Here is a 16138-nt window from a genome sequence, read left to right on the forward strand (position 1 = left end):
AATTTCTAAGTAGTAGAAACTTCTAATTCACCATCGAGATGGGTAACTTCCCATTGAGTTTGTTGGCCATCGCGCCAAAAGCGTAATCCCACCGTAGCGTCTCCCACGGACAAATTTGTGAGTTCTAAATCAGGTAAGAAATCTGGTAGATTCGGTTGTACTTTTAACTGTTGTTTTGAGGCATCAGCTTTAAGTCCTAAAATAGTACGAATGAGTAAAAAAATTGAACCAGCAGCCCAAGCTTGGGGTATATTAGCGTCTGGGTATGGGACTGGAAAGTTATCATCTTGGCGTTCAATTCCCGCAAACAATTCTGGCATTCGCCCAGCTTGAAAATAACTAGCAGCAGTAAAGATACCCTCAGCAATGCGGTTAGCTTCTTGGTGATAGCCATATCGCTTTAATCCGGCGGCAATTATGGAGTTGTCGTGAGGCCATACACTACCTCGTTGATAACTAATTGGGTTATATGCCTGATTTTGAGATGAAAGAGTCCGTACACCCCAACCACACCACATATCTGGCTGAAAAAGTCGGTTAACAAGTTTTTTGGCTCGTTCCTGTGGGACAATACCAGACCATAGTAGATGACCAGGATTTGAGGTAATTGATTGAATTTGCTGCTTTTTATCGTCTAATCCTAAACAGTAAAAGCCAACTGAATCCATCCAGAATTGTTCATTAAATCGTTGATAAAGTTCTTCGGCTTTTTGACGTAGCTTTTTGGCTTGCTCTTTTTCGCCCCAAACTTCATAAATTACAGCTGCCCTCAGCCACGCATCATAAACGTAGCCTTGAACTTCACACAAAGCGATTGGCGGCTCAACTAACTCACCATTTGGGTAAACTATTGCATCACCCGAATCTTTCCAACTTTGATTGCGTAATCCTTTTGGCGAATGAGTTAAATACTCAACAAAGCCATCGCCGTCAAAATCGCCGTATTTGTCAATCCAATTTAGTGCCTTTTCCAGTGGCGCTCGACACTCATCAAGCATACTGACATCAGCATTCCAGTTATAGGCTTCAGCTAAAGTAACAATCCAAAGGATGGTAGTATCTACTGTTCCGTAGTAGGGATGATATAGAAGTAGGTTTAATGTAGTTAACTCATCGCGGCGCATTTCGTGGAGCATTTTGCCCGGTTGGGCATCGTGCCAATCATCCAACTCAGTTGCTTGGAGTTGAGCCAGTTTCAGTAACGTGCCACGAGCAAATTCATGATAAACTGCGATCGCTTGCAAGCTAGCAATTATTGAGTCGCGTCCAAAAACGGCAACAAACCAGGGTATACCAGCAGCAGGCATCCAAAATTGATGTCCATTATCATCCACCTCAATCCGCAATGCTCCCATATCTGCGATCGCTTGCTGATAGTATTCGGCAATTTCAGCATTAGACGATCGCAACTTTGTCGCATTAGTCAGAAATTCATCCCTAACCTTTCCTGCTTTCGTACTGTGAGGCACAGCGCAGGTATTTTGAGGTTTGAAAATATTTCCATCTGCTAAGGCTGTAAAATTGACACAAGTGTGCCATGTTTTCCCAGGAGCAATGACCACATCAAACATTAAACGACCATTGGCATAGCGTGCCTCAGAACTAGTACAAACTGGCTCAATCACAATACCTCGCAAGAAAGAGCCGTTACGATATTCAGTAGTGAGTACACCATTTTCCCATCTGGTTTGTGTTTCACCCCGCGTCAAAATTTGCTGTGATTTGACATCAAAAATATCCGCAAAATCAGAACGCACAGCTAGCATTAATTGAAACTCAACAACTTCATTGTGATAGTTAGTTATATCAATATCTTCATGCATACCTTCCACAATATCGCGCCGAACAGTTACAAGCAAACTACCAGGAGGTAAAGAGTCGTTGATAGTAGGAAGTTGTGGGTTAGTGAATTGGTAAAGTGCATTATGATGGGTGATATTGCTAGAGGCTAGCAACGAAAGTCGATAGCGATTAAGAGAAATTTCGTAGTAAGAAATTAGCCGTGTGTCCCAAACAAAAAAACCTTGAGGTAAATTCTCGTCGATAGAACCATCACTAGCCGTTACTAAAAAAGAAGAGCCATCGTTAATAGTTATCAAACCCGAATTGACAGTAACTTTTGTAGGCATTTTAAATTAACCAATTCTGTGGTTTTAATACCAATTCTCCAAAAGGAAGCAACAGATATAAATCACGAAAGTCTTACTGCATCTAAGTTTCTTAATTGCGTAAAGCCTGCGGCATAGCTGCGCTTAGAGCGTAGCGGGGCGTTAGCCCATTGCCAATTGCCAATTGCGAATTGCGAATTGCGAATTGGTATTAACCATTCTCTGTAAAACCCGGATACAAAGTCATACCACCATCTACAAACAGTGTTGTACCGTTGACATAATCAGAGTCATCAGAAGCCAACCAAACTGCTGCTTTGCCGATATCTTCTACATCACCCACACGTTTCGCTGGAATCAATTGTAGTAACTTCGCCTCTGCTTGTGGAGTATCCCAAGCTGATTTATTGATTGGAGTTTTAATTGCACCAGGAGCAATACTATTGACGCGAATTTTGTGAGGAGCAAGTTCTTGGGCAATACTTTGCATCATCATATTAATACCGCCTTTACTCGTAGCATAATTAACATGACCAGCCCAAGGAATTACCTGATGTACTGAACTGATACAAATAATCTTACCTGCGGCACATGAAATATCAGGCTTCACACCTCGACGCAAAAACTCTTTTGCAGCTTCTTTAGCACATAAAAATTGCCCTGTCAAGTTTACATCAATAACTTTATTCCATTGGTCAAGGGTCATATCTACAAATGCTGAATCTTTTTGAAGACCTGCATTGTTTATCAAAATATCAATAGTGCCAAATTCTTGAAGCGTTTTGCTAAACATCGCTTTTACTTGGTCTTCTTTGCTGACATCGGCTTGAATAGCGAATGCTTCTCCATTAGCAGCTTTGATATCATCAACAATCTTTTGAGCTTCTTCAGCTTCAGAATGGTAATTGATAACGACTGCTGCACCTGATGCAGCCAAATAGCGAGCGATCGCTTCACCAATTCCAGAACTACCACCTGTCACAAGTGCTTTTTGACCTTTAAGCAGATAAGGGGAATAACTCATAATACTTTTTCAGAATTTTTGTTATGTATTTTCATTTGCAAAGTTTGAGGATAGCTGATATTGAAAACTTATGATTGAATCCAAATTGAAACAAGCTGTCCTACGTTGAACTTTTTATACCAATTACACATTTTGCTTATGTGTTTAATTTTTGACAGCTATTTTGATGATTCTGGCATTACTTTAGAGGTTTGCAAGAATGAACGCTTCTAGCCATTGGAATAATAAATATCTCTACCGAAAGAACTATAAAAATTTCATCACGATTTCATTATTGGATGAAATCTTTAAAGGATGAAGTCAGTTGCATGTCTTTCTTAAGCTAGAGATAAATTTTATAATATTTTTTATATTGATTGATTTATACAAGACTCATATTGAATTTTTGCGAAGCTAGTACAAGGTCTGTTGAATATGTCTAGTCAAACCGATGTACAAGTACAAAGAATTAGAGCTATTGGCTTAACGGTGACAAACTGCGTAGGCGCAGCCCGTCGTAGACATCGCTCTTTGGAATTCTATACACAAGCACTTGCTTTTGAACTCGTTTCTGACATTACTGTTGAAGGACAGGATTATAGCGACTTAGAAGGTGTGACTGGGGCAAAAATTCGCATTATCACTTTACGATTAGGTGATGAACTTATCGAGTTGATGGAGTATCTTAATATTCAGGGTAAATCCATCCCCAGCTATTCACAAAGTAATGACCTGTGGTTTCAACATCTGGCAATTGTAGTGAGTGATATAGATCGTGCTTATGCTCACTTGCGTACATTTTCCATTGAACTAATTTCAGTTGCTCCCCAGACAATACCACCTGAAAATGAAGCATCGGGTGGTGTCCGCGCTTTTAAGTTTAAAGACCCTGATGGTCATGATTTAGAGTTAATTTGGTTTCCGCCTGATAAAGGAAAAGATAAATGGCATCAAAATAGTCATCGCTTGTTTTTGGGAATTGATCATAGTGCGATCGCTATTTTCAATACCGAGCAGAGTCTACACTTTTACTGCAACCTCCTGGGAATGCAAATTGATAGCCGCAGTCTCAACTGGCGTGCAACCCAATCTCGCTTGGATAATTTACCAGGAGCCGAAGTCAAAATTACAGGACTGCGACCTGTTCAAGATGGTGTGGGAATTGAACTGTTAGACTATATTGTGCCTGGAAAAGGCCGCCCAATGCCGAGTGACTGGAAAAGCTGCGATATTGCACATATCCAAATTGAGCTAGTTGTAAATAATCTTGAGCAGTTAGTGGATAAGCTACGGCGTAACGGGGTTGAGTTTGTATCGTCGCGGATTGTGCAGTTTAGCGATCGCTCTTTTCCTTATCGGCAAGGTTGTTTAGTTAAAGATCCTGATGGACACGCAATATTGCTAATTGGGGAATCTTGATTGGCTATAATGCTTGTAGTGAGTAGGACATAAATAAAAATGTCAGAAAAAACTTTCGATATTGCTTACTTATCTGATAATTTACTTGAGTTATTATCAGATATCCAAAATAATGTTGAAATTACGCTAACTCGTCAAGGGGTTCCTTGGGCAAAGGTTTTACCTCTGTCTCAAGCAGAGTCTACAGATGAAAAAGCAAATTTAAATAATGGCTCAATGGTGATGAGTAGTGAAGATATCTTAGAACCCAGAGTTGCAGGTTTTTGGCAAGGGCAGGTTAAGATATCTGATGATTTTGATGAAACTTCCCAAGAGGTGATTGCTGCTTTTTATGGGGAAGATTAATGAGTTTTCTGCTAGATACTCATATCCTGCTCTGGTTTTTAGAAAATGATTCTAAGTTGTCAAATCAGGTACGAAAGGTAATTACTAATCCTGAAAATTTAATTTTTGTCAGTGCTATTAGTGCTTGGGAAATTTCGATTAAACAGTCTTTAGGAAAGTTAATAGCTCCTAGTAATTTAGAAGAGGCTTTGCGCTTTAGTCGGTTAGAGGTTTTAGCGATTACGTTGGCACATGGAATAAAGGTTGCTGATTTGCCAATGTATCATAAAGATCCTTTTGATCGGATGTTAATTGCTCAGGCTTTGGTAGAAGGTCTAACGATAATTACTGTAGATCAGAAGTTTAAATTTTATGATGTGGCGTTGTTAATAACTGAATCATAAATATAGGAATCCGGTTTGATTTCTGAAAATATACGTAGGATGTGTTAGCGACAGCGTAACGCATCAAACTCGTGTTCATAGTGCGTTACGAACTCCGTTCTAACACACTCTACAATACTTAATTTCGTTCAAAAATCAAATAGTAATCCTATATGATGATTCACCTTCCAAAAATCAAAGCATCAAGCGAATAAGCACCAGGGCCTAAAACTGCGATCGCAATCAGCATCACACAATACATAAAAGCCTTTTCCCAACTTGGCGGTTCACCTTGTCCTAAAGCACCTTGATACTGTTCTTGAGGAATTAAGTATGGATCTTGAGCTACAAAAGGCTTACTTCCAGAAATGTGCAAATATATCGCAAAAATCATTGAGCAGAGAATGGGCAAAGTTGCTAAGAGTGTGAGGAATCCAATAATCAGAAAAATTCCGCCACCTAACATCGATGCAGCTGATAAAAAGCAAAGAAAGACAGGCGTTTTTAGAGACTCAGCCCACCGTCGAAGATGCGTTATCTTGGGATAGCCGTGTAGTATAAACAACCAGCCAAGGCTAACTCTGAGAAGTAAAAGTGCTAATCCGGGAAATCCGTCAGGATACACAGGAGAAAGTGAACTTAACAAGTGTGGACTTAGCTGTGGGAAATTAAATTCAGCTACGAAAAAAGCGAGTTCCTTCGGAATAGCTCCGCTTAACGCTACACCCAACCCAAATTGATAAATCATAGTTGTACACCACGGGTATTAAGGTCGATAACATATAACGAATGACCGGCTGTGATAAATAAGCGATCGCTTTCTTTACCACCGAAAGTCAGGTTAGCTGATGTCTCCGGTACAAAAATTTTTCCTAAGCGAGTTCCGTCGGGGGCGTATATCTGCACACTGTCTTGAGAACTAGTAAAAACATTGCCATGTTTGTCAACCCGCAGTCCATCCGGTTGTCCTGGCTCAATGACTGCAAATACACGCCCATTCTTTACATAGCGATTGCCCACAACTTCATAGACACGAATATGGTGAGGCCCCCCAGGAATATTAAACGCAGCTGTATCTGAAACATACAGCATACTTTCGTCTGGACTGAAAGCCAACCCATTAGGGCGTACCATATCTGTTACTAAAGGATAAATCTCACCTGTTGCTGGATCAAAGCGATAGACGTAACTTCCGGGTTGTTCCTGTTCCCCTCCGTAACCTTGGTTTGGCTCGGTAATCCCATAAGGCGGATCGGTGAACCAAATCGTGCCGTCGCTTTTGACTACCAAATCATTTGGACTGTTCAGGCGTTTGTTGTCGTAGCGATCGACTAAAACCTTCCATTCACCATCATGTTCGCGTCGGATAATAGCACGCAGACCAGAGGAACAGGCAACCAGACGACCCTCTAAGTCACGGTAATTACCGCTTTGGTAATCAGATGGATCTCGTAGGACAGTCACGTTGTCAGTTGGACTCCACCGTAACAGGCGGTTGCCGTGAGCATCGCTCCACACAACACTGTCATCTTCATGGAAGTAAACAGGCCCCTCGCTATGGACTGCACCCTTAGCAAGCTTTTGAAGTGAGGCTCCTGGGCGTACAATAGCACGCAGGCGATCGTCATAAATCTCAATGGCTTCAGGCATAGAAATCTCCTGTTATTTAACTTGGCTACTGACGATAAATAGCAGGTCTAAATTAATACTAAAATACTGTAGATGTATATTTAATATTGTGCAACAAACTGAGTGTAAAGTTTCTAGCTATTTTAATCAGTTACTAAATACAATATTGAAGTTGATTATTATAAAGCTAATTCTTACTCTATTGATTTCCATTAACATGGAACCATAGATATAGATTGCAACAAAAGACTATTTCTATTCAAAACAAAATTATTTGTGTTCAAAATTAAACATTTTTTAACACAATCGAATTAATAGCTCCATCAAAAATGCCAAGCAAAATTTATTTACTATTTTTGTAAAGAAATTACATGGCTAATTTACACAATAGAAATAAAAAATGAAATTAAAATGAAATACTAACCTGTCTTTAGGCATAAATAAATATTAATCCATTGGAGAGAAGCAATATTGTAATTAAAGCTTTAGTCTAAGCATAAGAATCTGTCTTTAGAGCTATTTAAATTTTGAGAAAACTTATAAATTAACTTAACTATTGCCAAATTACTTTGCCGCCTCAAAGAAATTAAGCCGTAATTAATATGAGATTACGAATTATCAATTATGACTAGCATCACAGAACATTACGACATCATTATTATAGGTACAGGAGCGGGTGGAGGTACATTAGCCCACCGCCTTGCACCCACAGGTAAAAAAATTCTAGTACTGGAAAGAGGCGACTTTTTACCGAGAGAGAAAGCTAACTGGAACCCAGAGGAAGTCTATCAAAAACATCGTTACCATACTGATGAGCAATGGTATAACAAGGAAGGTAAAGCCTTTCAACCTCAGACAGGTTACTGGGTTGGTGGCAATACCAAACTCTACGGTGCAGCCCTAATTCGATTCCGGGAGCGAGATTTTGAAAGGGTAATTCATAAAGGAGGAATTTCTCCAGAATGGCCTTTGAAGTATCAAGACTTTGAGCCATACTACACCCAAGCAGAAAAGCTATATGACGTGCATGGACAGGAAGGAGAAGACCCCACAGAACCACCTCGCAGCGAACCATATCTCTATCCGCCAGTCAGCCATGAGCCAGATATGCAGTCTCTCGCTGATGGCATTCGGGAACTGGGTTATTATCCATTTCACCTGCCATTAGGATTAAAGCTGAATGAAAGCGATCGCACCAATAGTCCCTGTATTCGCTGCGATACTTTTGACGGATACCCCTGTTTAGTACAAGCAAAAGCCGATGCTGATGTCAACGCCATTCGTCCGGCTCGTGAAAAGTATGCCAATGTTACTCTTTTAACTAATGCCAAAGTCTTGCGGCTGCATACCAGTGAGTCGGGGCGAGAAGTGACAAAGGTAGAAACTGAAATTGCAGGAGAGCAACATTGGTTCACAAGCGATATTGTGGTTGTTGCCTGTGGTTCTGTCAACTCAGCTGCTTTGCTGTTACGCTCTGCTAATGACAAACATCCCAACGGATTAGCAAATAGTTCCGATCAGGTGGGGCGGAATTTCATGAAGCAACTGGAAACGGCCATAGTTTCCATACACCTAGAAGTGAATCACGCCAACTTTCAAAAAACGATCGCTGTCAACGATTTTTACTGGGGAGAGCCAGATTTTCCTTATCCAATGGGCATGGTGCAGAATACAGGTAATGTCCTAGCTGATATGATTCCCGGAGAAGCACCACCACTGATGGCTCCATTTGTCAAACTGATTCCTCATTTTGAGCGCCATTTGCTGGCCGAGCGTTCGGTTGGCTGGTGGTTACAGACAGAGGATTTACCAAACCCAAATAATCGGATTCGGATGGTGGGCGACAAGATTCATGTTGACTATACACTGAACAATACCGAAGCAAGCGATCGCTTAATTCACCGATGGACATCTGTACTCAAGTCAATCCCTCACTCTGCTAAACACGTCCTGCCATTTAGCCTTTATCCCCGCACTCACCTACCTGAACAAGCAGTTGCTCATCAATGTGGTAGTTGTCGATTTGGCACAGATCCCAAAACCTCAGTCCTTGACATCAATTGCCGTACTCATGATGTCGATAATCTTTATGTTGTAGATAGTAGTTTCTTTCCGTCAAATTCTGGTGCTAACCCAACACTTACAATTATGGCGAATGCATTGCGTGTTGGCGATCTGCTTGCAGCACGCTCCGCGTAGCAAAATCCCGTTCGCCCTTGGCATCCCGTAGGGAAGGGTACACTAACGCATAGCTTAACGATTGAAATGAACAGGTTATTGGTCAAGAGTAAATAGCAAAAAGGAGAAACATTATGACGAAGGATGAACGACAAATTACACCAATTGAGCAACCACAGATTCAATCTCAACAGGACGAGTCAGAACATATAGATTCTGATCCCTTAGCGACAGGTCTAGGTGCTGTGGGAGGTGGCTTTGCAGGAGCCGCACTGGGTCGCTCAATTGGTGGTAAGATGGGTGCTGCAATTGGTGGGCTTGCAGGGGCAATTACTGGTGGGCTTGCAGCCAATAAGTTGGCAGAATATGTAGAGGAATTTACTGAAGAACTCGAACCGACAGTTGGATTGGGGTTAGGAGCAAATCACAAACCAATTGAATTACCTAGTCACTATAGTTGGGAAGAACTACAAGCACTATCAAAACCTCAAGGTGAAAAAATGCAAGCTACATGACGTAAGAATTCAGCACTCAGGAGACAGAAGTCAGAATTTACAAGCAATAAGCGCATAATTCATCTACTAATTGAGAAAAATTCAACTAAATTTTCTAGCATTCTGACTCCTGAATTCTCTTCGATAATCATTTTAGTAAAGGCAACCCACAGTCACAATTGAGTCATATTCTTACGAAGAAAATGTTTTTGTGACAACTATCAATAACATAGTTGTCACATCATTTATAAAATAGCTCTACCAGTCCTAAATCATTCGTAAAAATCCCTATTTATTACCTCTCTTTGTCCTCTATATTTCCGTGGTTCGATTCAAAAAATATTTTTCAAAACTCATTTATGATTGCTATATAAAGTTTGCTTCCTATTATTGAGATAATAAATATTGATAACTTAACAAGCAGAAAAACTTTATTTTTGAATAAATCAAAAACTATGCAGGCATCAATATTTATTTCTTAAGTAGAATAAGAATTTCATAATTATTTCACTTTTTCGTGAAAGCGTAATTAAAGAAGGTTTTTAGCACTGGGTTGACTATGCGGCTGATATTAGTTGAGGATGAAGCAGATTTAGGTGCAGCAATCAAACAAGTCCTGAGCCATGAGGCGTATATAGTTGACTGGTTTCTAGATGGTACTCAGGCATGGCAATATTTAGAAACTGGCTGGACTGAGTACACACTTGCGATTTTTGATTGGATGCTGCCTGGAGTATCGGGGATAGAGTTGTGTAAATGGTTGCGCGATCGCCAATTAACTCTGCCTGTATTAATGCTAACGGCTAAAGACCGAATGGAGGAAAAGATTATTGGTCTAGATAGCGGTGCAGATGATTATTTGGTTAAACCCTTTGATATGGCAGAACTGCTGGCAAGATTGCGGGCATTACAACGGCGATCCTCTTACGTGGGAGCAACGCTAACACCTCAAGTCCAACCCCGACGCTTACAAGTAGGTTGCCTAACTCTCAATTACAGCACTCATCAACTTACTCGTCAGTATGGTCACGGAGAAAATCAAGTATTCTCTTTAACTGTCAAGGAATTTCAATTGTTGGAATATTTCATGAGACATCCTAACCAAATTGTCAGCCGCGACCAAATTATTAATCAGCTTTGGGAAATTGGTGCAGAGCCAGTTAGTAATGTCGTAGCAGCACAAATTCGCTTATTGAGACGTAAATTAGGAGAAGAAGAGAACGAATCTTTGATTGAAACTGTTTATGGTGTGGGCTATCGTCTCAATATTCCAGCTGCGGAAATAAGCAGATGATTTCTGCTAAGACAGCGACACTTTCATCAAGGTTATAAAAATATGCAACGCAATCCCATTTTCCACCAGACTCGGTTGCGGCTGGCAGCTTGGTATACCCTCGTCATGGGCGGTATTTTAGGGCTATCTAGTTTGGGAGTTTATAGTGTGGTTGCCCATGCCTACTATGAAACCATAGACCAGGGATTGCAATCAGTCGCAAACGCACTCCATAAAAGTATTGAACCGGCTTGGCAACAACCCGGACAATTACAACGCCTTGCGAAAGAATTTTCTTTAGAATTATGTGTGGCTCAGACAAATTGCTTGCCTAAAACAACAGCCATTAAAAAATCAATCGCAGAAGCGGCGAATCCAGTTAATTACTATATACGCTTATTGGATAGCTCAGGAAAACTTTTTGCTAGTGGAGGCATGGAATTTGACAAGTTACCGATTACCTCAGAATTACAGCATTGGCAAATCTTAACAGATTCCTCTGGCACTCGATACCGCGAAATCACTTTACCTTTGTATACTCAAAACCAGGTTTCGGGTTATCTACAAGTGGCGCGTAGTATCACCGATTTAGACCAACATCTGGCTTATTTAAAATTAGCTTTGATGTTGGGATTACCAATTTCCATGATTTTCGTTGGTTTGTCTAGTTGGTGGTTGGCAGGAAGGGCAATGCAACCTGTATATCTTTCCTATCAACAAATGCAACAATTTACTGCTGATGCTGCCCATGAGTTTCGCACACCTTTAGCAGCTATGTATTCTACTATTGAAGCTGCTATCAAGTTACAGCAAGAACCAAAATCCAATGGTGGAATTTTAGATGTACTCAAACGCCAAAATCGGCGCTTATCACAACTAGTTGGAGATTTATTGCTATTAACTAGAATAGACCAAAAAGAACTAACAGGAGAATATCAGTCTTGCTGTTTAAATGATTTAATTAGCGATTTAACTGAGGAATTAGCATTTTTGGCAGTAGAAACTAAAGTAAATCTCTCTAAACAGGTGCAAGTCTCAGAAAAACTGTATGTGATGGGAAATGAAGAACAGCTTTATCGCTTAATTTCCAACTTAATTGCCAATGCAATTCAAGCTACATCTAGCGGTGGAAAAGTCACGGTTTTTTTGGAAAAAAGTGAGCTTTACGCCATGATTAAAGTTGAAGATACAGGAATTGGTATTGCTGTTGAACATCAACAGCGAATTTTCGATCGCTTCTACCGAGTAGATCGCAACCGCTCTCGTACCTCTGGCGGTTCGGGTTTGGGATTAGCCATCGCAATCGCGATCGCCAGAGCGCATAAAGGCAATATTCACGTTCAAAGTCAACCTGGGCTAGGTAGTACATTTACAGTTCGACTTCCACTTTCATTGTGAGTTCTGGAAATAAATGTTACTATCTAGTGCATTATTTATCTTGATAACGATATTCTATGTTAAGTAAGTTGGTGGGAATAAACCAAATTATATTACGAAATATAAATATGCTTAAAACCCTTACCAATGACTAATGACTAATGACTAATGACTAATGACAATCACCGCCATTTAGCTTTAATTACACCGACTTACTTAAAGCTTTTGTTTAAAATCCAGAATCTAAAATCATTTGATTTGGAGGAGTTTTGATAAATAATATTCGCGATCGCTTTAGGGGTTTTAAGCACAAAAGGGTTGAACCATCACAACTAAAACAGTTGGTACATGAGTTGTTAGAAGAGTCTAGTCTCGACGCAACATATTTGATTTTGATTATTGGCTCATGTGCGATCGCTACATTTGGTCTACTTGCCAATAGCACTGCTGTAATTATCGGCGCAATGATTATCGCACCTCTAATGTTGCCAATTCGAGGTTTAGCTTTTGGTGCATTAATTGGAAATATTAACCTATTTCGTAAAGGCGTAATAGCAGTATTCTTAGGCACATTATTAGCACTTGTAATTTCTTGCAGTATCGGTTGGATCGTTAATCTACCTAGTTTCGGCAGTGAAGTGCTATCTCGCTCCAAACCTAACCTGCTTGATTTGGGTATTGCAGTCGCAGCAGGTTGTATCAGTGGCTACGCTAAGGTAAATTCAAAAATCTCTGCTAGTGTAGCAGGGACAGCAATCGCTGTTGCCCTTATGCCCCCAATTTGCGTTATCGGTTTAGGTCTAGCAAAATTTAACTTGTCACTCAGTTTAGGAGCGACTTTGCTCTACCTAACGAACCTTTTGGGTATTAGCCTTGCTTGTATGCTGACATTTTTATTCACCGGCTATTCTCCTGTCGGTCGCGCCCAAAAAGCGCTGCTATCGGCATTGGCGTTAACAGGTGCTTTACTGATACCTTTAACTGTCAGCTTTACCCGATTAGTTAGACAAGCAGAACTCGAAACCCATTTGAGAAAGGCACTGCTGAACCGAACTGTAACTTTTCAGCGTTTAGAACTACTGAAAACTGATACTAATTGGCTGAGTAATCCGCCTCAAGTTCGCTTGAGCGTTAGCGCACAAGAACCTGTAACATCAAAGCAAGTAAGTCTTTTAGAAGCGTTTCTTGAAAAAGAAATTGGGCAACGTTTTTCCTTGATTTTTGAAGTTAGTCAGGTGCAAGAAGTCAGAGGAGAAAAATCAGATTATCCTCACAAATAAAATAGATATTGACCGAATTAAATATGCGTTATTCTGAACTATTCTACAGACGTAACACTGTTACCTCTGTACATTCATTTTCACTCTTATGTCTAATATCTAAAATTTTATTATCCTGCCCTAAAATAAATTTTTCATCCTATTTATAGATAGTAAAAACTAACTAAAGGTAGAGTTAAATATCAAAATCTTTTTATATTCTTATTAAGGTTGACTAATTAAGCAAGTAAGATCATGAATGCAGATATATCCGCACTCTGGGACAGAGTTCAGGGAATGATTAACGGATTCATTGTCCTACTGCCGAATATCGTGCTGGCATTGATTGTCTTTGCAATCTTCTTCGCGGTGGCTAGAGCAATTAAGAGAGTAGTTAAACGATTAACTCGCGATCGCCACCAAGCTCGGAATCTAGGACTAGTACTGGGACGCTTGGCGCAAGGTACAATACTCTTAATCGGGCTATTTGTGGCTTTGTCAATTGTAATACCGACATTTCGAGCCGGAGATTTGATACAACTACTGGGGATTAGCGGTGTAGCGATCGGCTTTGCCTTTCGTGACATTCTACAAAACTTCTTGGCTGGGATTCTGATCCTCTTGACAGAGCCGTTCCAAATCAATGACCAAATAGTTTTTAAAGACTTTGAGGGAACTGTAGAAAATATTGAGACACGAGCGACAACAATTAGAACTAGGACTTACGCACACTCTACGAATTCTCGGCGCTCTTGGCGTCTTGGCGGTTCGAGAAATTAAGCTTTTTAGCAATTTTTGCGTAAGTCCTAAGAACTTACGATGGTCGCCGTATTGTGATTCCTAACTCAGAATTGTTCACTAATTCGGTCACTGTGAACACTGCCTTTGACAGTCGCCGACTACAGTATGATGTCGGTATTGGTTACGGCGATGATATAGACCGAGCCAAGGAGTTAATGCTTGAAGCATTGCATAATGTGCCAGAAATACTGAAAGACCCTGCTCCTGATGTGCTGCTTATGGAACTAGCCGAAAGTACCGTTAATATCCGCATTCGTTGGTGGATCAACCCGCCACGACGTGCAGATGACCTCGCCTCACGGGACAAGGTGCTTTCTACAATTAAGAAAACTTTAGTCGAAAACGGCATCGATTTACCCTTTCCCACACAGCAAATTTTATTCCATGACCAGACAGAAGAGACAGATGGCGATGTCTGGCGACAAGCCGCTCCGCGTCTACGCTCTCATCAACGTGAAGGTTGGCCATCTGGTAAAGGCAAAATACCAAAACCCCGTAACATTGGTGATTCACTCAAGTTACTTGCTCAAGAGCGCTCCCCACGAGATGACAACGGTAAGGTAGATTCTCCAAAAGCTAAGGATGAAAACTAAATTTCTTGCTGCTTAACCTGGTGAATTTATTAAAGACAAATCACATTTATTTAACCTTTTGCTTTCTGATAGGAGTACGAACAATAAATTGACTAGCAGCTGAATTAATAGCAATTGGTTCGATTTTTCCTTGGGAAACTAAAGTTTGATAAATTAAAGCTGTAATCTCTCCGCGTGTGGCAGGTTTTGTTGGATTAAGAACTTTGGTATTTGGATAATTCACCACTATATTTTTTTCGGTTGCTGCTGCTACATCTCCAACAGCATATTGCGGAATCTTGTTGGCATCTGCGTAAGTATTAGTAATAATAAATGATGCAGGATGGTTAAGATCCACAGCATTAGCTGTTACAGCCTGAGCTTTTGATATTAATAACGGTTGCATCAAAGTAGTAAATGCAAGAGGCATGAAAATACGTCTTTTTACAGCTTTTCGTGTGGTTTGTTCAGGAAATACTCTCTGCGCGATTGTAGGGACGGTAACTGCTGATGCACTAGTAGTTAAATTTAAACCTTTATTTAAAGCAACTATAGCCTCAACCTTAGAAACCGGTTGATTGGGACGAAAGTAACCACCAGCATAACCCGACATAAAACCTTGTTGATATGCTTCTTCAATGGGACGAGTTGCCCAATAGTTAGCAGGAATATCTTTATATACAGCACCACTTTGGATCTGGCGAATTGCTGGTCGATCAAAAGCTTTACGAATGATTGCTGCAAACTCATCTCGGTCTACTGGCTGTTCTGGTCTAAATGTACCATCAGGATATCCAGTTACAATATTTCTTGCAGCCAAACCCCGAATAAATGGCTCTGCCCAATAACTAGATTTAACATCGCTAAAAGTATTTACAGATGAAGATTGAGCAGATGTATCTAATGCTCCAACTGCAAGTACTATTAAATTTAAAGATAGTAAAGATACACCTGCTGACACTATCTTTGTTAACTGCGTCACGATCTATGCCCCTTTTTTTCAATCATTCATTCTTTTAATGCTTCGATACTATTATTAAATAGTGCAGATTTCGGGGATAAATTTCTAATACATCTTAAAATACTACTATAGGCTGATTCTACTTATTCATTAAGAGATATCTAGCGGGTTAAACGAACAACAAATTTTTAGGTGTTTGAATTAGTGTTTAAATTGGTGCTTGAATAATAATTCATACCGACATCAAAACTTTCCATGTAAACAATAAAAATTAAACCCTGGGGTAATAAAGGAAAAATATAGCTGATTTATTCACGTGTTTTCCACTATTTAGATTTAATGTAAATCTAAAACGAT

General features: G+C 40.1%; 13 protein-coding genes and 1 pseudogene. 9 read left to right on the top strand and 5 right to left on the bottom strand.

What is annotated here, in order from left to right; all coding sequences use genetic code 11:
* Window positions 1-5: 5 nt before the first annotated feature.
* Together CDC33_RS15990 and CDC33_RS15995 are read right to left on the bottom strand one after the other, a co-directional pair.
* Window positions 6-2129, bottom strand: a complete 2124-nt coding sequence (locus CDC33_RS15990) for an amylo-alpha-1,6-glucosidase (RefSeq protein WP_109009292.1) — start codon at window positions 2127-2129, stop codon at window positions 6-8.
* A gap of 190 nt (window positions 2130-2319) precedes the next feature.
* On the bottom strand, window positions 2320-3132 hold the full coding sequence (locus CDC33_RS15995; RefSeq protein ID WP_109009293.1) for an SDR family oxidoreductase: 813 nt from the start codon (window positions 3130-3132) through the stop codon (window positions 2320-2322).
* Between the two features lie 414 nt (window positions 3133-3546).
* Here CDC33_RS15995 and CDC33_RS16000 point away from each other — a divergent pair, with 414 nt between their 5' ends.
* Genes CDC33_RS16000 through CDC33_RS16010 form a run of 3 tightly spaced genes read left to right on the top strand, consistent with a single transcriptional unit; the run spans window position 3547 to window position 5258 of the window.
* Window positions 3547-4530, top strand: coding sequence for a VOC family protein (locus CDC33_RS16000; RefSeq protein WP_109009294.1), 984 nt, complete (start codon window positions 3547-3549; stop codon window positions 4528-4530).
* 39 nt (window positions 4531-4569) lie between these two features.
* Complete coding sequence (locus CDC33_RS16005; RefSeq protein WP_109009295.1) at window positions 4570-4875, top strand: type II toxin-antitoxin system Phd/YefM family antitoxin; 306 nt, start codon at window positions 4570-4572, stop codon at window positions 4873-4875.
* Window positions 4875-5258, top strand: coding sequence for a type II toxin-antitoxin system VapC family toxin (locus tag CDC33_RS16010; protein ID WP_109009296.1), 384 nt, complete (start codon window positions 4875-4877; stop codon window positions 5256-5258). Before CDC33_RS16005 ends, CDC33_RS16010 begins: the two co-directional genes overlap by 1 nt.
* Before the next feature lie 160 nt (window positions 5259-5418).
* Here the strand turns inward: CDC33_RS16010 and CDC33_RS16015 are convergent, their stop codons facing one another.
* Window positions 5419-5985: a DoxX family protein gene (locus CDC33_RS16015; protein WP_109009297.1), complete on the bottom strand. Its 567-nt coding sequence runs from the start codon at window positions 5983-5985 to the stop codon at window positions 5419-5421.
* Entirely contained in the window at window positions 5982-6887 is a 906-nt protein-coding gene (locus CDC33_RS16020) for an SMP-30/gluconolactonase/LRE family protein (protein WP_109009298.1), read from the bottom strand. The genes CDC33_RS16015 and CDC33_RS16020 overlap by 4 nt, the downstream gene beginning before the upstream one ends.
* Window positions 6888-7490: 603 nt before the next feature.
* Between CDC33_RS16020 and CDC33_RS16025 the strand changes: the two genes are divergently transcribed.
* The 6 genes and pseudogenes from CDC33_RS16025 (at window position 7491) to CDC33_RS16050 (ending at window position 14841) form a co-directional block, all read left to right on the top strand.
* Window positions 7491-9065: a GMC oxidoreductase gene (locus tag CDC33_RS16025; RefSeq protein WP_109009299.1), complete on the top strand. Its 1575-nt coding sequence runs from the start codon at window positions 7491-7493 to the stop codon at window positions 9063-9065.
* Between the two features lie 113 nt (window positions 9066-9178).
* Window positions 9179-9559, top strand: a complete 381-nt coding sequence (locus tag CDC33_RS16030) for a hypothetical protein (RefSeq protein ID WP_109009300.1) — start codon at window positions 9179-9181, stop codon at window positions 9557-9559.
* Between the two features lie 538 nt (window positions 9560-10097).
* On the top strand, window positions 10098-10832 hold the full coding sequence (rppA, locus tag CDC33_RS16035) for a two-component system response regulator RppA (RefSeq protein WP_109009301.1): 735 nt from the start codon (window positions 10098-10100) through the stop codon (window positions 10830-10832).
* 42 nt (window positions 10833-10874) lie between these two features.
* Window positions 10875-12209 carry a two-component system sensor histidine kinase RppB gene (rppB, locus tag CDC33_RS16040; RefSeq protein WP_109009302.1) on the top strand — a complete coding sequence of 445 codons (1335 nt, stop codon included), beginning with the start codon at window positions 10875-10877 and terminating at the stop codon, window positions 12207-12209.
* Between the two features lie 248 nt (window positions 12210-12457).
* Window positions 12458-13468, top strand: coding sequence for a DUF389 domain-containing protein (locus CDC33_RS16045; protein WP_109009303.1), 1011 nt, complete (start codon window positions 12458-12460; stop codon window positions 13466-13468).
* A 234-nt stretch (window positions 13469-13702) separates the two neighbouring features.
* Window positions 13703-14841: pseudogene (locus CDC33_RS16050) on the top strand (mechanosensitive ion channel family protein).
* A 46-nt stretch (window positions 14842-14887) separates the two neighbouring features.
* Here CDC33_RS16050 and CDC33_RS16055 read toward each other — a convergent pair.
* Window positions 14888-15802 carry an S-layer homology domain-containing protein gene (locus tag CDC33_RS16055; protein WP_109009304.1) on the bottom strand — a complete coding sequence of 305 codons (915 nt, stop codon included), beginning with the start codon at window positions 15800-15802 and terminating at the stop codon, window positions 14888-14890.
* Window positions 15803-16138 lie beyond the last annotated feature (336 nt).

It is taken from the genome of Nostoc commune NIES-4072, from assembly GCF_003113895.1.
GTDB lineage: Bacteria > Cyanobacteriota > Cyanobacteriia > Cyanobacteriales > Nostocaceae > Nostoc > Nostoc commune.